The organism is Macrococcus animalis, from assembly GCF_047425875.1.
GTDB classification, from domain to species: Bacteria; Bacillota; Bacilli; order Staphylococcales; family Staphylococcaceae; genus Macrococcoides; species Macrococcoides animalis.
Map to the genome: position 1 here is coordinate 662,642 of NZ_CP179727.1, position 16,949 is coordinate 679,590.

Below are 16,949 nucleotides of genomic sequence, written 5' to 3' on the forward strand. Positions count from 1 at the left end.
AAAAACATGTCTAAAAACACAGACATGTTGTTTATACCCTTATGAGATTTATAGAAACATTATTTCTTAATTTCTTCTGGGAGACCGAACGTTTCACCTTCAGGTGCTTCTGACTTTGTAATGAATAAAGCAGTCACTAACCCAATTACTGTTAAGAATATCGCAAACCAGTATGCATGATGCACACCACTAGTTAATGCGTCGTTAACTTGCGATGCTGTAGGATTCGTAATACCTTCCAACGCCTTCTTCTGACCATGAGTCATAATACTTACAAATACTGAAATTCCCATGGCACCTGCAATCGGTTGAATCATATTTCCAACTGCTGTACCGTGTGGATATAGACGTCTTGGTAATTGATTAATTGCATTCGTGTGACTTGGCATCATAATCATTGAGATACTAACCATTAATAACATATAAACGATGATAAATACATATACGCTAATACCAGGATGAATCGTTGAATAGAATACCATCACACACGCTAATACGAACATACCTGGAATAATCATTTTTCTTGGACCGATTTTATCAAAGATACGGCCCATCACTGGACTCATGGCACCATTTAATAATGCCCCGGGTAATAAAATCATCCCTGCAACTTTTGCTGAAAATGCCATTGGGCCTTGTAAATACATCGGCATTACAATTTCTGAAGCGAACATTGCCATTACCACTACGACAAAGATGAACATACCACGCGCGTAGTTCGCATATTTAAATACCGATAAATCAAGTAGAGGCTCCGCTAATTTTTTCTGTCTGATTGCAAATAATATCATTGAGATAATACCAATGATAATACACCCTAAAATAAACGGGTTACCAAAACCACCTTTTGCAGTACTTACTGCACTGAAACCGTAAATAATACCAGCAACCCCGACGCTAGATAATACAACAGATAAAATATCGATTTTCGGTTTCGTAACTTCACCAACATTCTCTAAATATTTATATGCAAAGATGATTGAGAATAACACGAAGGGTACGACAGCGAAAAATAACCATCTCCATCCCATCGTATCCACAATAACACCAGATAAAGTGGGACCGATTGCTGGTGCAAACATCATCACTAAACCAAAGTTCCCCATAACTTTACCTCGCTCATGAGGAGGGAATAAATTAAGCATTGCATTCATAATCGTTGGAATCAATAATCCCGTACCCGCTGCTTGAATCATACGCCCTGTTAAAATCATTGGAAAGTTCATGGCAAAACCTGCGATTAAAGTTCCTACTAAGAAGATAGACATTAAACCGATAAAAAGTTGACGCGTTGTAAACCATTGAATCAGTGATGCTGAGAGTGGCATTAACACACCCATAACCAGCATAAAGCCAGTTGCCAACCACTGAACAGTCGGTGCATCGACATTAAACACTTGCATAATTTCCGTTAAAGCGATGTTCAATAGCGTTTCATTTAAGAACGTAAAGAATGCACCAATTAAAAATGTAATCATAATGATTGTTGATTTTTTCATATTTCCTCCAAAAAAATAATGAGCTTACGCTCAAAAATTTTCCTATTATTATTTTAAAATAAAGTGATAAAGTACATTCTCCATTAAATGTCTATACATCTTACACCATATAATTATTTCAAGCAATATAAAAATCTTTATTAAGTAAGAAATTACAATATACACATCAAATTTTACAATCTCAAAAATAAATATACAATCAATTACTTTTGGAAATTGTAAATTAATACTATAATAAAGATAACAAAATAAAGGGAGCGATCACTGTGGAATTAAACAAGCAAGTTGTTCATATGTTTTTAAGAGAAGTACATGTAAGAGACTTTGAAGATATGTCAGCAGAACCTACAACAATGCACCGTTTAGATTATGAGCAAAGTGAACAAGATCCAAATCTTTATGAGTTCAAATTAACTTTTATGTTTGGACATTTTGGAACGCAAGTAGATGGTGTTATCGAGGCTGCTATATTAATTCAGAGTGAAGACGATTCTGAAGTAAATGTGATTGAAGAAATCAAAAAAGAAGAAGGTATGTTTGCCATTCCGTTATTCGCAAAAGCATCTGCTATCATCACTAAATTATCTGAAGACCGTGGTCAGTTCCCGATTATCGTACCCATCGAACTATGGCTTGAACAATAAATAGACGTAAAGCAAAAGCGTAATGGAATTGACCATTACGCTTTCTTAGATATTTGGCTAAAGTCAACAACGACTTTATCTAATTTTTTCGCCGCTTGTTTCAATATATTTCTTGCTACGTGGTTTTTAGAATCTATTTTTAAGATTTGTTTCGCTGTATCGAATGCTTCCTTGTCTGTAATCACAGGTTCAGGTACGGCATATAAGAATAATAATTGTAACAAGCTTTTCACTTCTACTCGTTCTGTCATGTCAACTGAACGTAGTGCATGATAATAAGCACTATTGAATGCTCCGTTTACTTCACTTAATGGATAAACAAGTAGTAAGAATGCTAAATCGTGTAGTTCAACTGTTTCAGTTTCTTTCATACATTCTAAAATAAATGTATAGAACATCACTGATTCACTGTCATGACACGCACTTATAAATGCTTCTTCAAATAGCATAAAGTCGGTTGCTTGCATTAATGCTTTAGCTGACTCAAAGTCACCACTTAACACGTAATATTCTATTTTTTCCTGTAATTCCGCGCGCATTAATTACACCTCCTCATGATTGAATAGCCATGTAATTGTAACACAAAAAAGTGTTAATTCCTATTTTAAAATTTAGATATCTGTCTTCATTTTATTTTAAATAAGTAATCTTTCGCCAAATCCATTCTAGTGGCCCTTGCTTAAATTTCTTAAAATAAAGCGTTGTAAATACTATTTGGAACATAACAATTGCAATTGCTACAAGATAAACTTGAGCAATTGTTAACTGTCCATATAGTTTAAAACCATAGAACACAATAAACATGATTATACTTTGCATAATATACAATGTAAAACTCATCTTACCCATTAATAGAAATGGTGTAAATGCTTTTTTAATTGGAGCATATTCTGTTAGTAAGGTTACCCAAATAATATAGCTTATAGATAACATTACCCCACCGTAATAAATATATTCGCTTGATGCACTCGCATTGATTTCATATGTAATCATTAAATATTTAAGTGTGATTCCAAGTATTGCAAAAACGAATGATAACACTAGCATCGTTTTTTTATTTTCTACAATTGCTTTTAAGAGATCGGCACGCTTTACATACATACCCATTAAAATAAATGGCATAATCGATAAGAAATAACCAATCGTTGTATCTGGATTAATCGCTGTAAAACCTTGGTAGAAAAATTCTTGATTATATTGCAGTATATTTCCGAAATCACCACTCGTCATGACTTTAATCCATTCATTTTGTGATTGTTCGAAGCCATAAAATTCTTTCCCAAAGAAGTCAGGTTGCATGAAGACTGAAATCATCACTGGGAAGCTTCTGAACATATATATCACCGCTAGCAATAAAGCTGCAATTAAGGTTATAACGTTTGGCAGTAACAAAAAGAGAATGGCGATAAACCCTAGCACTGCATACACATTTAATATATCTCCATAAAATAAGAAAAATCCATGGAGTAATCCAAACACTAGTAATGCTGCTGTTCTTCTATATAAGACAGGAATAAAATTGTTACCCCGACGTGTGATATTCTCAGCCATAATCGCTAAGCCAAAGCCAAATAAAAATGCAAATATTGGATAAAAAGAGTTATGAATGAATAAGATATTTAATTTATATAACCATTGATCAACAGGTGAATCAAAATACATCAACGGATCTGTATAAACTTCATTCATATGAAATCCAACAATATTCATAAATAATATGCCAATTATACTCATACCACGTAGAATATCGATACTTTCAATCCGCTTATTCATTTAATTTTTTGACCACTTCACTTTTAAGATTGAGTTGACCAAATCCATCCACTTTTCCATCAATATCGTGACCATTTTCAGGTTCGATAATACGAATACTCTTAACTTTTGTACCCTTCTTAATCACAGATGATGTTCCTTTAACTTTCAAATCTTTAATAATTGTTGCACTATCACCATCGTTTAATATATTTCCGACACTATCTTTAATTACTACTGCTTCTTCCTCTTCAGGATTGATTGGCCATTCATGTGCACACATTGGACACACATAATTGACACCATCTTCATATGTATATTCTGAATTACATTCTGGACAATTTGGTAAAGTCATTTTTATTTCCTCCTATTAATTAACGTATGGAATACCTTCAATTACAAGTAACTCAATCTTCATATCTAAACCACCACGGAAACCTGTTAATTTTCCGCTCTTACCGATGACACGATGGCATGGTACTACAATCATAACAGGATTTGCACCTATTGCACCACCTACAGCCCGAATTGCTTTCGGGTTACCAATCATTTCACTAATATCGCTATAGCTTCTTGAATCACCATATGGAATTTTAAGTAATGCATCCCAAATGGACTTTTGGAAATCAGTACCGTGTAAATCTAATGGCCAATTAAAATCAGTTAATGTACCTTTAAAATAACGTTCGATATCTTTAATAAAGTCATCGTTCTTATCATCAGCAGGATAACCTGTGACACGTTCAGCTTCAGGGATGAAACGACGGATATGATGGTCAACATATTCTGTTGTTTCATCATTACCGAAATAAACGACACCAAAGTCATTTGATGCTAATACGTAAGCTCTATCATTAATATCAAATTGACTAATAAATATATTCATATTACGCTCCTTTTAAAGGTGAGTTCGTGCCAAATGCAGGACGCTCCATGTCTACATGCGGAATTAAATCTACGAAATATACATCCGATACTGTATTAAAGCCAAAACTACCGTAGAAACCTTCTAGATGCGCTTGACCTTGTAAGTGCATATCTAAATACTTATGATGTGTCTCTATATATTTTAACGCATTTTGCATTAGTTCTTTAGCAAGACCCTCTCCACGGAAATCCGGATGCACAATAACGCGACCAATATGGACCGTATCCTCTTCTGGAATAATACGTGCATAAGCAGCGATATTACCCCCTACCTCTTTGAACATATGAACGCAATCTAAATCCTTATCATCGATTTCCTCGTAGTAACACTGCTGCTCTACGATAAACGTATCCACTCTTAATTTGTAAATCTTATAAATCTCGATAGGCTTAAGCTCTTCAAATAATTTATACTGCCACATATCACTCAACCCCTTTGTATATTTATTTGATTGTATTATATAGTAGGAAAATAATAAAGTTTAAATGAAAAATCTATAGCGAATTGGCTATAGATTGGGGTTATGATTTTACATTTTTGTATATTGCAAGACCTATAAAATAACTAAAAAACAAAACAAATAATGTCCAAGCTAAATAATCTATAGTAACAACTTTTGTTTTTGTCCATCGTAAAATTTCAAAGCCAGCAAATCCTAATATAGCTAAAATGATTAAAAAATATCGGTTAAATTCTAAAGTTAATTTTCTACTAAACTCATCCTCTATAATCATCTCACCTTTATCATTCATTGTAACTGAATCTCTTGAATATGATATATACATTCCTATAGCTGCTCCTATAGAAGATCCAATCACACCTGAGTAATCCAAGGGCTGTTTTAGAAAAATAGAATCTAATATTTCAATAATTAAATAAATTAAAGGTAAAATAATTAACCATTTATAATAATATCTTTTTGTTATTTTCTTAGTGTACATCTCAATCCTCCTCCAATTTAAACAGTGCTTCAATTGGAACATCAAAGTACTTCATGAGTTTTAATGCGAGTTCTAAACTTGGGTTATACTTATGACTTTCAATCGCGTTAATCGTCTGTCTTGTAATATCCAAATCCTTGGCCATTTGGACTTGAGAGATATTACGTGCGGTTCTGTATTCTTTAATATAATTCTTAACGATGGTGTTCACCTTCTTAGTGTAAAGATATCTTTACAGATAATATACTATAAAATGGATATTGTGTAAAGATATCTTTACACCTAAATTTTACAAAAAATTACCCTTTATCGAAATTTCGATAAAGGGTAAAGAAGTAATATTAATTTTTAATTAGAATCTGTAGTATCCGTCAACTGATCCAGAGATGAATGACACTGAACGTTGACCAATTCCTGCTGATGGGTTTAAAGCATCAACCATTTGTCCACCACCGATGTAAACACCAACGTGGCTGAAGTTGTTAAAGTATACTAAGTCACCTGGTTGTGGATTAGATACTTGTGTACCTGCTGCTGCTTGCGCATAAGTTGTACGTGGGATTGATTTACCCATTGCTGCTAATACTTGTTGAGCGAATGATGAACAGTCAACTGCTGTTGCTGAGTTCGCACCATAAACGTAAGATTTACCTGCTGCGATCGATAATGCAACTGATGCTACATTGTTATTTACAGCTACTGAAGTAGGTGCTTTTTGTACTGCTGGTGCTGTACGTTCTGCTGTTTCAACGTTGTTTGATACATTTGCAACTGTGTTGTAAGTATTGAATGTGTTATTTGCAACTGGTGCTTGTGTTGATGTTTGAGCAACTGGTGCAGTATAAGTCGGCGCTTGAACTGGTGCAGAATATGAAGTATAAGTTGTAGATGCTACATCTGTTCTAAGTTCTGCTGCTGCGTCCGCTGAGTTTGTTGGTACTAATGTTGCCATTGTTGCTGCTGTCGTTAAAGTTAATAAAGTTTTTTTCATAATGTTTAATTCCTCCAAGAATCGGTTATATATTAATATAGTATTTTTATATTTAGCGTGATAATTTATTTTGTCGAACTCGGAAAATAATTTCAAGCCGTCGTAATCACATGTCCAACTATAACACGGTTAAACCTAAAATAGTTGGATGTAAATGTTTTGTTATCTAAGTGATATATTTTATCTATGTCTGTAATATTAGTAATTTTGTCGAAAATCCCATAGCTATAGTGTAGACATAAGTTATTCAAATATAGAATTTGTAAATATTATCCAAGAATATTACGAAATTAAAATCCAAAAAACCGCACTGTAACATTGTAGTTACAGTGCGGTTTTACACTTTGTTTGTATAATTATATTAATGGATATTTTTTTAAAGGAAAGCATCGTCATAAATAACTGTCCCTTGAATACCCTTATTTTTGACTTCCTCAGAAGCTCTTACCATGAATACATTATCAGGCACATCAAATGGCGGTTTGATATTATAAGTTGAAGCAGGTATAAATCCAAATTTAGTGTAATAGCTCGGATGTCCTAGAATCACAATGGGTTGATCAATAGGTATTTTTGACAATGTATATGTCATCAATGCTGTTCCGATACCTTGCTTTTGATAATCTGGATGTATTGAAAGTGGTGCCATAGCGAGTCCATTATTTTCATTAATTTTAATTTTAGAATACATAATATGCCCTACGATTGTGTCACCTACCAATGCTACTACTGACAATTCAGCAATGTAACTATCAGATTGCATTAATTCTTCAACTAATTTATGTTCTTGATTATCGCTCATTTCTTCATTCTCAAATGCGAGCTGAGTCGTGTGTATGATTTCCTTTAAATCTTCATAAGTAGCTTGTCTAATTTCCATCACATTACTTCCTAAACCTTTTATTTAATATGAATAAGATAATTATCATTATAAATGGCAAAATAAATTCATATTGCGGAAATGTCATACGTGTAATAAACGATAGCATGGCAAATATGATAAATGTATATCCCATATATAGATATAATTGTGCATAATTTTCTTTTGAATACTTTGTTGCAACTTTTGTATTGCCAATATTTTTACTTATATAAATGAGATAGCCACCCATTCCAAGCATTAACACATAAATTAAATAATTTAATATCATAATTTCTCCTTTTCCTTCTATTATATATGTAATGTTAAGTAAAACAAAAAAATACACCACATATTGTGATGTATTTTTGTAATTGTATTAAATTAGAATCTGTAATATCCAGTTACTGTACCATAGAAGTTTCTAATTGAACGCTCACCAACACCAGCTCTTGGGTTTAAAGCGTCAACCATACGTCCATTACCAATGTAAACCCCAACGTGACTACCACCATTGAAGTAAACTAAATCTCCAGGTCTTGGATTATATACACGTTTACCAGCTGCCATTTGTGCATAAGTTGTACGAGGTATTGATTTACCCATTGCACGCATAACTTGTTGTGCGAATGCTGAACAATCTACTGCGTAACGATTGTTAGCTCCGTATACGTACACTCTGTTTGCTGCGATAGAACGTGCTACTGAAGCTACGCTATATGAATTATATTTTTTATATTTATAAGAATATTTTTTAGTTGCTGCGTCTGCGTCATGCGTTGGAACCGATGTAAATACTACTGCTGATGTAACTGCTGCTAATAATAATTTTTTCATTGTATGTGTTCCTCCATAATTTTCTTTAATAAGTTTTCGTTTGTCTGTGTGACTTCTTGAAATAATCATATCATCCAAATTCCTTTAAAAGTGCATTGTAATAGACTTGTTACATAACTAACACGTTTCGTGACACAATATTACAAAAGTGATTGTCATACTGTAATATTGTAAATCACTATATATATCAAGGGTTACAGCCTTATTTTTGTTAATTGAAACTGAAATAATACAATTTAATATTACAAAATGTAATATTAATCAACCTATTCGTTTAAAATAATTTCAATATTCAGACTGATACTTTGCAATAAGAAGTAACTATCGATTATAATAATGTAAGCACTAACATTTAAATAAATGTACTTAAATTAGGAGGAAAACAAACATGAGTAACTTATTAAAAGAACAATATGGTTTATTTATTAACGGTGAATTTGTTGACGCAGAAAACAAAGAAACATTAGAAGTTAAGAATCCTGCTACAGGTGAAGTATTAGCAAAAATTGCAAAAGCAACAACTGGTGACGTAGACACAGCAGTTAAAGCAGCAACAGAGGCCTTTAAGACTTGGCGTTATGTATCAGCAACTGAACGTGCTAAGTATTTAAATAAAATTGCAGATGTAATCGAAGAACATAATGATGAAATCGCACAAATTGAATCTATGAATAATGGTAAACCAATCCGTGAAACTTCAGCATTAGATGTACCTATTGCTGCTGATCACTTCCGTTACTTTGCAAGTATCATTCGTTCTGATGAAGGAACTGTAAATGAAATGAATGAACATGTGCTTTCTATTATTAAACATGAACCAATCGGAGTAGTAGGTGCTGTAGTCGCATGGAACTTCCCATTATTATTAGCAGCATGGAAGTTAGCACCTGCATTAGCAGCTGGTAATACTGTTGTTATCCAACCATCATCATCTACTCCATTATCATTAATTAAATTAGCTGAATTATTACAAGAAGTATTACCTAAAGGGGTATTAAACGTATTAACAGGTAAAGGTTCTGAATCTGGAGACGCAATCTTCAATCATGAAGGTGTTTCTAAAGTTTCATTTACTGGTTCAACTGAAGTTGGTTATTCTGTAGCCAAAGCTGCTGCTGATCGTTTAGTTCCTGCAACTTTAGAATTAGGTGGTAAATCAGCCAATATTATCTTTGATGATGCAAATCAAGAAGTTGCTTTAGAAGGTGCTCAGTTAGGTATTTTATTCAACCAAGGTGAAGTATGTTCTGCAGGTTCTCGTTTATTCGTACATGAAGGAATCTACGATGAGTTTGTTCCTAAATTAGTTGAAGCATTCAAAAACATTAAAGTTGGAGATCCATTAGATAAAACTACAATTATGGGATCTCAAACTGGTCCTGATCAAATCGAAAAGATTTCAAACTATATTCAAGTTGCAAAAGACGAAGGCCAAAAAATCTTAGTTGGTGGAGAACGTATTACTGACAATGGTTTAGATAAAGGTCATTTCTTCCAACCGACAATTATTGAATTAGATTCAAATAAATCTCGTATCGCACAAGAAGAAATTTTCGGACCTGTATTAGCGTTAATCAAATTCAGTGACGATCAAGAAGTAATCGATTTTGCGAACGATTCAGAGTACGGATTAGGCGGTGGTATCTTCACTACTAATATTAACCGTGCATTCAATGTTGCAAACAAAATGGATACTGGTCGTGTATGGATTAATACTTACAACCAATTCCCAGCCGGTAGCCCGTTCGGTGGTTATAAAAAATCAGGTATTGGTCGTGAAACAACTAAAGAAACACTTCGTCACTACCAACAAACTAAGAATTTATTTATTGATACAAGTAACACACCTCTTGGTTTCTACTAAGATTTCTTTGATTATATTTAAGGAAGCATCTCCAATTATAGGAGATGCTTTTTTATTTGATATTTTGTTCGTACATGATAGCTAAGTGTGAACAAAATCAACATCTATTATCGATTTATTCAGAAATCCCTGTATTTCTTATACGTTTGTTCATGCATAACGCTCATGTATGAACAAAATCAACATCATTCTTCGATTTATTCAGAAATCCCTGTATTTCTTATACGTTTGTTCATGCATAACGCTCATGTATGAACAAAATCAACATCATTCTTCGCTTTATTCAAAAATCCCTGTATTTCTTATACGTTTGTTCATGCATAACGCTCATGTATGAACAAAATCAACATCATTCTTCGATTTATTCAGAAATCCCTGTATTTCTTATACGTTTGTTCATGCATAACGCGCATGTATGAACATAATCAACATCAATCTTCGCTTTATTCAAAAATCCCTGTATTTCTTATACGTTTGTTCATGCATAACGCGCATGTATGAACATAATCAACATCATTCTTCGCTTTATACAAAAATTCCTATATATCTTATCCGTTTGTTCATGTATACCGCTCATGTATGAACAAAAGTGCTTTATTAATTATTCTTTTCATAATATGTTGCTTTACTCCTGCCACATTGTTTAAAATTTTTCTGGACTATTTTTTGTACGCATCTTAGATTTAGACTGGTCCACTCGACTAATAAAGCTACAGTCACTTTAGTGACACCCAATCTTTTCAACATTTCATAAGTACGTAATATAACATCCACATTTGATTCTTTAAAGCCACATTGACATTTCATATATTTCTCACCCTTATAATGTCTCATTCCAATTCGTCTACACTTTATACATCTTACTCCTTTTCGCATTTCTTCTACAGAATAGTAGTGAATGCGCTCAAAGTAATTGTTAGGATTATGGTGATATAAAAGCTCGTTCCCTAAATCAATCATCTCTTGCGTAATTAATTTCTTACTAGACAAATAATCTCGTACTTTATCAACATCTTTAGCAAATAAAACCAACTCACTTGCCTCAAAACCTTTCAATTGAAACGTCTCATTTATAAATACCACTTTACTATAGTAGGAAAAATCAATACCAGATTGGGCTAAGAATTGACGCATCACTTGATGTCCCCGTTTTAAACGGGGAATTACGTCACTACTCACATATTGTTTGCTACTAATAAAATTTCCGTCCTTATAGGTATACTTTCCACTAAAATTTTTCACATCAAAGTGAAAGATACAATCCTCTGTTATTACAATGAAATCAAACTGAGCTCGCCCTGGTGTTTCTAAACTAATATCCCACAAGACGATACATCCTTCTAAATCCTTTATCATGTCATAAAACAAGAATTCACCATCATAACCTTGATGAAATCTCTTTAAATTCATTGTGTCAAGATCATCCAGAACGATTCTATTTTCTACATCTAATAAGTAAGCTTGATATTCTGTAGGCTCAAATGTTTTCAGTATCATAAAAACCCTCCTTTCCATTTATAATAGGAAGGAGGGAAATTGTATGCAAATTGCAGCAATTTAAATTTGTCACTAATTTTGTTACAGAATTTCAATTTTTATTCCAAAAACAAAAGAAAACTGCAACGACTCCGTTGCAGTTTCTCAAAATTTGCATTAACACAAAATTATTAGTGTTGACATTGTTTTTGCATGTCGATAACCATACGACCTTGAATTTTACCATCATGCATTTCTTTAAATACATCATTTACTTCATGTAAACAACGTGTTTCAACGATAGGTACGACTTTCCCTTCTGCACCGAATTCAAATGCTTCACGTAAATCTTCACGAGTACCTACTAATGATCCAACGATTTCAATACCATCTAATACCGTTTTTACAATTGCTAAATCCATCGTTTCTGGTGGTAACCCTACACAAACTACTTTTCCAGCTGCACGTACACTATTTACTGCTTGGTTGAATGCAACTTTAGAAACTGCTGTAACAACTGCAGCATGTGCTCCGCCAACTTCTTTTTGAATCCATTCACCAGCATCGCCATTGGTCGGATTAAATGTAAGATCTGCGCCAACTTCTTTCGCTAAAGCTAATTTATCATCATTAATATCAATAGCAATAACTTTAGCATTGAATACATGTTTGGCATATTGAATAGCTAAGTTCCCTAATCCACCACATCCATAAACTGCGATATATTGACCAGGTTTTACGTTAGCGACTTTAATTGCTTTATAACATGTAACACCTGCACACGTAATACTAGATGCTTGTGCCGGATCTAATCCTTCGGGCACTTTTACTGCATAATCAGCTTTAACAATACATTGTTCAGCCATCGCACCGTCAACTGAATAACCAGCATTTTTTACATCGCGGCAGAAAGTTTCTTTACCGTTAACACAATATTCACAGTGTCCGCATCCTTCAAAGAACCACGCAATTGAAACACGATCTCCTACTTTAATACTTGTTACGTCTGGAGCAACTTCTTTTACAATTCCAATGCCTTCATGACCTAAAATTGTTCCAGTTACGTCGCCAAAATCACCAGCTGCTACGTGTAAATCTGTGTGACAAACACCACAATATTCTACATCTACTAATGCTTCTCCAGCTTCAATCGGACGTAATTCTTTTTCTACAACATCTACAAATCCTTTGTTTTCTTCGCTTACTACTGCTGCTTTCATTCAAATCACTCCTAATATATAATTAACTAAGTTCATCATATCACTATTCAAATATAATTGATTGTGATTTATTGAACAAAGTGTGAAACCTTATTAACATTAATATAAGCCTTTATATAAAAAAGAATAATAGGAATAATTCCTATTAATTATATTCATCAAATATTATATCTATTATATAATTTTACACTTTTTCATTCAAGTAATAACCTAAACCGCTTTCATTATGTTATTTTATATATGAGGAGCGATAATATGTATACGATAAAACCAATGACCGCTGATGATGCAAAGAAAATACTTACATGGCGATACAATCCACCTTATGATTTCTATAATATTGTCAACACCATAGCACATCCAGCAGAAATATTAGATGATGTTATCCGTACGAACCATTTCTATAGTGTATTTAATCAGGATCTGATTGGGCTTATAGAACTGCATTCCAATGAAAATACCTGTACAATTGGACTAGGATTAAGGCCAGACTATACAGGTAAAGGTTATGGTGTGGCGTTCGTCAATCAAGCCGTCCAATTTATTCAATCAACTTATCCAGAAACTACAACCATCGAACTTGCCGTGGCTACTTTCAATGAGCGTGCCATAAAAGTATACGAACGTTGCGGCTTCACTGAATTGGACTATGAATTGATGGCTGCACATGGAGTTCTTCATGAATTCTTGAAGATGCAAAAAATTTTATGTTGATGCAAAGTATTCCACTAAAGCTTGTTTCATCGATTGCTTAATCTTTGTATCAACGACATCAACATTCCAACTCATACCAAGCGTTCGAACTGGTTGTACTTTTCTATCAATTCGAATTTGAACAATATCACTCATATCAAAATTAAACAACTTCGGTATGATTGTTATCCCTAAATCAGCGGCAACAAAGCTTGCGATTGTAGGGATTTCTTCTCCTTCGAATGCCACTTCAGGGATTATATTCTCTTCTAACAACAATTGATCGACTAATTTTCTCAATACAAATCCTGATTTCAACAAAATAAATGCTTCGTCACATAATTCAACAACACTCACCTTATCGCGCGTTGCAAAACGATGTGTCTTAGGCACAGTCACATACAATATTTCCTCTATCAATGGTTCGAATGTTAACGGTTCAATAGTATCAATCATAATCGTTACTGCAACATCTATTAATCCTTTCAACATGAGGTCATTCAATACTTTAGAATTATTTTGCACAAGTTTTACTTGCACATTTGGATATTTCAATTGAAAATCATGCATAAATCCTGGTAAATATGTTGAACCCACAGTATGAAGAAATCCAAGTGTGATGGTACCGGACTCAACACCAGCCATCTCATTAATCTTCATTTTAACGCTGCGATAATCATACATTACTTTCTCTGCTGCCTTTAAGAATTCTTTCCCATATTGATTTATAAATAAGTTTCTACCTCGACGATCAAATAATGCAACTCCTACCTCACTTTCGATTTTAGCAAGCGCTCGACTAAGTGCGGGCTGACTGACGTTCAATGCTTCTGCCGCTTCAGACATATGTTCTGTTTCACTGAGTTTAATAAAATATTCAAAATGATGTAATTCCATTCATCTTCCTCCTATTCACAAAACGTATCATTTTAATAAAAATAATGCATTATTCGTATTAATAATTCCATGATACCATAGCAGTAATTAAACTACAGAAAGCTGGGAATACCATTGTCTAAACCCTTTATCGAAAAAGGAACAACTGCATACACTAAAGTAAATATCGCATTTTTCTTAGCAGGATTCACGATATTCTCTGTACTCTATTCCGTTCAACCACTCATGCCATTTTTCGTACAGCATTATCATGTCACACCAACAATTGCGAGTTTAACACTATCAATTTCAACACTCGTAATGGCGATATCACTTATATTCTTTGGAGCCTTATCAGAAGTCATTGGTCGTAAATCTATCATGATATTTTCTGTAATCGCAGTTTCAATTCTGTCATTATTGCAACCTTTCGCGTCAAATTTTACTTTATTTCTAGCTGTTCGATTTATGCAAGGATTTGTTCTTGCTGGACTGCCAGCAATAGCGATGGCTTATATCAGTGAAGAAGTACATCCAAGAAGTATTACAAGTGCGATTGGACTATACATTAGTGGCAATGCATTAGGCGGTGCATTCGGTCGAATTTTTACAGGTTCTATTGCTGGATTATATGGTTATCAAGCTGGACTTTTATCTATTGCTATCTTAAGCAGTATTGCTGCAATTTTATTCTCGTTATTTATCCCAAATTCTAAGCATTTCACAAAGAGCCCATTACAATTCAAACCTTTAATCGCATCATATCGTCACCATTTAACAAACAAAGATTTAATTAAACCGTTTATACTAGGCTTTCTATTTCTCGGTAGTAACATTGCCATGTTTAATTACATTAGCTTTGAACTCATTGCACCACCCTACAATATTTCAACAACAATTGTAAGTCTCATTTATTTACTGTTCTTACTCGGGATGGTCGCTTCCATAATGTCCGGTAAACTCACTGATACATTCGGACGATACCATACGATGAAATTTGCGATTATCTTGTATCTTCTCGGCATTGCTATCACACTCTTACCGTTTGCAATCTTTAAAATTATTGGACTTGCATTTGCAGTATTCGGATTCTTCTCAGGACATGCACTAGCAAGTAGCCTAGTTGGTAGTATCGCAGATCATCACAAAGCACAAGCAACATCACTTTATTTACTATTTTATTATATTGGCTCTAGTGTTGGTGGAACAGTTGGTGGGCTATTCTACGACATTGCCGGATGGTATGGTGTTGCAATGATGGTAACACTCTTTATGATAACAGCATTTCTCATTATCGTATCAATGTCAAAACCAATCACAAAGCACATACAAACACACTAAAAAAAGAGGTCTGCTTCAGACCTCTTTTCTTCTCTTCTCAAGTTGTGTACTTACTATACTTGCTAGCAATTGTTGAAATAGCATGCCAAACGCGACCGGCATCGCTACTTTAGCCGGAAAGTACGTTGTTGCTACAATTACCCCCGTAGAAATGTTACGCATCCCACATAAAAATGTAATACTCACATGACGCGGGTAGCTATGTTGCATAAAGCGACTTAATACAATACTTACGAGATACCCACACACGACAACAATAAAGACAACAACGATAATCAGCAGTAACTCCCAAGTAAAAGCTTTCATATACGGTGCAATCGCACCACCATTGACGAATATTATGCTAAACAATGCAAGTTTACTAAATGGGTTGAGCTTTGTTCCGATTATTTTCGGAACGGTGCCACGACTTAGCTCATTGAGCAATATCGCTATTATAGTCGGAACAACAATCATCAGTATTAAATCAATAATTAAATCAGCTGTCTGAATCTTTACTGCCTTACCAGATACAAGGTGCATCGTCGCTGGAATAACAATCGGTGCTAAAAAGGTATCAAGCAATACGACAGCAAGCCCTAAAGGCATATCTCCTCGGCCGACATTAATCCAAATAATACTCGTCACACCGGTCGGTACACACATTAACATGACAAATCCAATAATCAATAATTGATCATCAAAAATAGCATTTGCAATTAAGTAACTTAGAAGCGGCATAATTAAATGAAGAACTACCATGCATAACAAAATATCCTTGGGTGCCTTATAAAATATATTCAAGTCACTAAACTTCATATTGATGCTGCCGGAAAACGTCATGAATGCAAATAAAAATGGTACGACAAATAAAAAATACTTGCCGAAATCATCGAATATGACACCTAGTAACAGACTACAAATCGTAAGCAAAGCAATATACTTCTGTAAAAACTTATTCACAATATCTAACAAAATAAAAACCTTCTTTAATCCCTTTTAAGTAAATTATAGCATTAAAAAAGAAGTGGACAATATCCACTTCTCTG

The 16,949-nt window shown here is 33.9% G+C and carries 20 protein-coding genes; 4 read left to right on the top strand and 16 right to left on the bottom strand.

Features of this window, described 5'->3' with window-relative positions; all coding sequences use genetic code 11:
• Positions 1 to 59 precede the first annotated feature (59 nt).
• A complete protein-coding gene (locus ACMGE9_RS03385) occupies positions 60 to 1,499 on the bottom strand; it encodes a DHA2 family efflux MFS transporter permease subunit (protein ID WP_414043851.1) in 1,440 nt (479 codons plus the stop codon).
• Between the two features lie 266 nt (positions 1,500 to 1,765).
• On the opposite strand from ACMGE9_RS03385, the gene ACMGE9_RS03390 reads away from it, so the two are divergent.
• Complete coding sequence (locus ACMGE9_RS03390) at positions 1,766 to 2,143, top strand: hypothetical protein (protein WP_414043852.1); 378 nt, start codon at positions 1,766 to 1,768, stop codon at positions 2,141 to 2,143.
• Positions 2,144 to 2,178: 35 nt separating this feature from the next.
• Here ACMGE9_RS03390 and ACMGE9_RS03395 read toward each other — a convergent pair whose 3' ends face one another.
• The 11 genes from ACMGE9_RS03395 to ACMGE9_RS03445 form a co-directional block, all read right to left on the bottom strand.
• A complete protein-coding gene (locus ACMGE9_RS03395; RefSeq protein ID WP_414043853.1) occupies positions 2,179 to 2,682 on the bottom strand; it encodes a hypothetical protein in 504 nt (167 codons plus the stop codon).
• A 91-nt stretch (positions 2,683 to 2,773) separates the two neighbouring features.
• Complete coding sequence (locus ACMGE9_RS03400) at positions 2,774 to 3,916, bottom strand: DUF418 domain-containing protein (RefSeq protein ID WP_414043854.1); 1,143 nt, start codon at positions 3,914 to 3,916, stop codon at positions 2,774 to 2,776.
• Positions 3,909 to 4,250, bottom strand: coding sequence for a zinc ribbon domain-containing protein YjdM (locus tag ACMGE9_RS03405; protein ID WP_414043855.1), 342 nt, complete (start codon positions 4,248 to 4,250; stop codon positions 3,909 to 3,911). The genes ACMGE9_RS03400 and ACMGE9_RS03405 overlap by 8 nt, the downstream gene beginning before the upstream one ends.
• Before the next feature lie 15 nt (positions 4,251 to 4,265).
• Positions 4,266 to 4,781 (bottom strand): methylated-DNA--[protein]-cysteine S-methyltransferase, encoded by a 516-nt coding sequence (locus ACMGE9_RS03410; protein ID WP_414043856.1) that lies wholly within the window; start codon positions 4,779 to 4,781, stop codon positions 4,266 to 4,268.
• Between the two features lies 1 nt (position 4,782).
• Positions 4,783 to 5,244, bottom strand: coding sequence for a GNAT family N-acetyltransferase (locus ACMGE9_RS03415; protein WP_414043857.1), 462 nt, complete (start codon positions 5,242 to 5,244; stop codon positions 4,783 to 4,785).
• Positions 5,245 to 5,344: 100 nt separating this feature from the next.
• Positions 5,345 to 5,764, bottom strand: a complete 420-nt coding sequence (locus ACMGE9_RS03420) for a hypothetical protein (RefSeq protein ID WP_414043858.1) — start codon at positions 5,762 to 5,764, stop codon at positions 5,345 to 5,347.
• Position 5,765: 1 nt separating this feature from the next.
• Positions 5,766 to 5,909, bottom strand: a complete 144-nt coding sequence (locus tag ACMGE9_RS03425) for a helix-turn-helix transcriptional regulator (RefSeq protein ID WP_414043859.1) — start codon at positions 5,907 to 5,909, stop codon at positions 5,766 to 5,768.
• A gap of 207 nt (positions 5,910 to 6,116) precedes the next feature.
• Complete coding sequence (locus ACMGE9_RS03430) at positions 6,117 to 6,755, bottom strand: C40 family peptidase (protein WP_414043860.1); 639 nt, start codon at positions 6,753 to 6,755, stop codon at positions 6,117 to 6,119.
• Positions 6,756 to 7,131: 376 nt separating this feature from the next.
• Positions 7,132 to 7,635: a GNAT family N-acetyltransferase gene (locus ACMGE9_RS03435; protein WP_414043861.1), complete on the bottom strand. Its 504-nt coding sequence runs from the start codon at positions 7,633 to 7,635 to the stop codon at positions 7,132 to 7,134.
• Between the two features lie 4 nt (positions 7,636 to 7,639).
• Positions 7,640 to 7,906 (bottom strand): hypothetical protein, encoded by a 267-nt coding sequence (locus tag ACMGE9_RS03440; protein WP_414043862.1) that lies wholly within the window; start codon positions 7,904 to 7,906, stop codon positions 7,640 to 7,642.
• Positions 7,907 to 7,998: 92 nt separating this feature from the next.
• Complete coding sequence (locus tag ACMGE9_RS03445) at positions 7,999 to 8,451, bottom strand: C40 family peptidase (protein WP_414043863.1); 453 nt, start codon at positions 8,449 to 8,451, stop codon at positions 7,999 to 8,001.
• A 388-nt stretch (positions 8,452 to 8,839) separates the two neighbouring features.
• On the opposite strand from ACMGE9_RS03445, the gene ACMGE9_RS03450 reads away from it, so the two are divergent.
• Complete coding sequence (locus tag ACMGE9_RS03450) at positions 8,840 to 10,315, top strand: aldehyde dehydrogenase family protein (RefSeq protein WP_414043864.1); 1,476 nt, start codon at positions 8,840 to 8,842, stop codon at positions 10,313 to 10,315.
• A gap of 597 nt (positions 10,316 to 10,912) precedes the next feature.
• On the opposite strand, the gene ACMGE9_RS03455 is transcribed toward ACMGE9_RS03450, so the two are convergent.
• Together ACMGE9_RS03455 and adhP are read right to left on the bottom strand one after the other, a co-directional pair.
• Positions 10,913 to 11,812 (bottom strand): nuclease-related domain-containing protein, encoded by a 900-nt coding sequence (locus tag ACMGE9_RS03455; protein WP_414043865.1) that lies wholly within the window; start codon positions 11,810 to 11,812, stop codon positions 10,913 to 10,915.
• A gap of 170 nt (positions 11,813 to 11,982) precedes the next feature.
• Complete coding sequence (gene adhP, locus ACMGE9_RS03460) at positions 11,983 to 13,011, bottom strand: alcohol dehydrogenase AdhP (protein ID WP_414043866.1); 1,029 nt, start codon at positions 13,009 to 13,011, stop codon at positions 11,983 to 11,985.
• A gap of 240 nt (positions 13,012 to 13,251) precedes the next feature.
• On the opposite strand from adhP, the gene ACMGE9_RS03465 reads away from it, so the two are divergent.
• Positions 13,252 to 13,725 carry a GNAT family N-acetyltransferase gene (locus ACMGE9_RS03465; RefSeq protein ID WP_414043867.1) on the top strand — a complete coding sequence of 158 codons (474 nt, stop codon included), beginning with the start codon at positions 13,252 to 13,254 and terminating at the stop codon, positions 13,723 to 13,725.
• Here ACMGE9_RS03465 and ACMGE9_RS03470 read toward each other — a convergent pair.
• Positions 13,717 to 14,601: a LysR family transcriptional regulator gene (locus ACMGE9_RS03470; RefSeq protein WP_414043868.1), complete on the bottom strand. Its 885-nt coding sequence runs from the start codon at positions 14,599 to 14,601 to the stop codon at positions 13,717 to 13,719. The genes ACMGE9_RS03465 and ACMGE9_RS03470 overlap by 9 nt on opposite strands.
• A 114-nt stretch (positions 14,602 to 14,715) precedes the next feature.
• On the opposite strand from ACMGE9_RS03470, the gene ACMGE9_RS03475 reads away from it, so the two are divergent.
• A complete protein-coding gene (locus ACMGE9_RS03475) occupies positions 14,716 to 15,921 on the top strand; it encodes an MFS transporter (protein ID WP_414043869.1) in 1,206 nt (401 codons plus the stop codon).
• Positions 15,922 to 15,936: 15 nt separating this feature from the next.
• Here ACMGE9_RS03475 and ACMGE9_RS03480 read toward each other — a convergent pair whose 3' ends face one another.
• Complete coding sequence (locus ACMGE9_RS03480; protein WP_414043870.1) at positions 15,937 to 16,875, bottom strand: bile acid:sodium symporter family protein; 939 nt, start codon at positions 16,873 to 16,875, stop codon at positions 15,937 to 15,939.
• Between the last annotated feature and the right edge of the window lie 74 nt (positions 16,876 to 16,949).

Bases quoted from the DNA above. Each gene is read 5' to 3' on its own strand.
- ACMGE9_RS03410 (WP_414043856.1), bottom strand. From the start codon at position 4,781: ATGAATATATTTATTAGTCAATTTGATATTAATGATAGAGCTTACGTA.
- ACMGE9_RS03445 (WP_414043863.1), bottom strand. From the start codon at position 8,451: ATGAAAAAATTATTATTAGCAGCAGTTACATCAGCAGTAGTATTTACA.
- ACMGE9_RS03400 (WP_414043854.1), bottom strand. From the start codon at position 3,916: ATGAATAAGCGGATTGAAAGTATCGATATTCTACGTGGTATGAGTATA.
- ACMGE9_RS03440 (WP_414043862.1), bottom strand. From the start codon at position 7,906: ATGATATTAAATTATTTAATTTATGTGTTAATGCTTGGAATGGGTGGC.
- adhP (WP_414043866.1), bottom strand. From the start codon at position 13,011: ATGAAAGCAGCAGTAGTAAGCGAAGAAAACAAAGGATTTGTAGATGTT.
- ACMGE9_RS03395 (WP_414043853.1), bottom strand. From the start codon at position 2,682: ATGCGCGCGGAATTACAGGAAAAAATAGAATATTACGTGTTAAGTGGT.
- ACMGE9_RS03435 (WP_414043861.1), bottom strand. From the start codon at position 7,635: ATGGAAATTAGACAAGCTACTTATGAAGATTTAAAGGAAATCATACAC.
- ACMGE9_RS03385 (WP_414043851.1), bottom strand. From the start codon at position 1,499: ATGAAAAAATCAACAATCATTATGATTACATTTTTAATTGGTGCATTC.
- ACMGE9_RS03455 (WP_414043865.1), bottom strand. From the start codon at position 11,812: ATGATACTGAAAACATTTGAGCCTACAGAATATCAAGCTTACTTATTA.
- ACMGE9_RS03415 (WP_414043857.1), bottom strand. From the start codon at position 5,244: ATGTGGCAGTATAAATTATTTGAAGAGCTTAAGCCTATCGAGATTTAT.
- ACMGE9_RS03450 (WP_414043864.1), top strand. From the start codon at position 8,840: ATGAGTAACTTATTAAAAGAACAATATGGTTTATTTATTAACGGTGAA.
- ACMGE9_RS03430 (WP_414043860.1), bottom strand. From the start codon at position 6,755: ATGAAAAAAACTTTATTAACTTTAACGACAGCAGCAACAATGGCAACA.
- ACMGE9_RS03425 (WP_414043859.1), bottom strand. From the start codon at position 5,909: ATGGCCAAGGATTTGGATATTACAAGACAGACGATTAACGCGATTGAA.
- ACMGE9_RS03465 (WP_414043867.1), top strand. From the start codon at position 13,252: ATGAGGAGCGATAATATGTATACGATAAAACCAATGACCGCTGATGAT.
- ACMGE9_RS03470 (WP_414043868.1), bottom strand. From the start codon at position 14,601: ATGGAATTACATCATTTTGAATATTTTATTAAACTCAGTGAAACAGAA.
- ACMGE9_RS03420 (WP_414043858.1), bottom strand. From the start codon at position 5,764: ATGTACACTAAGAAAATAACAAAAAGATATTATTATAAATGGTTAATT.
- ACMGE9_RS03405 (WP_414043855.1), bottom strand. From the start codon at position 4,250: ATGACTTTACCAAATTGTCCAGAATGTAATTCAGAATATACATATGAA.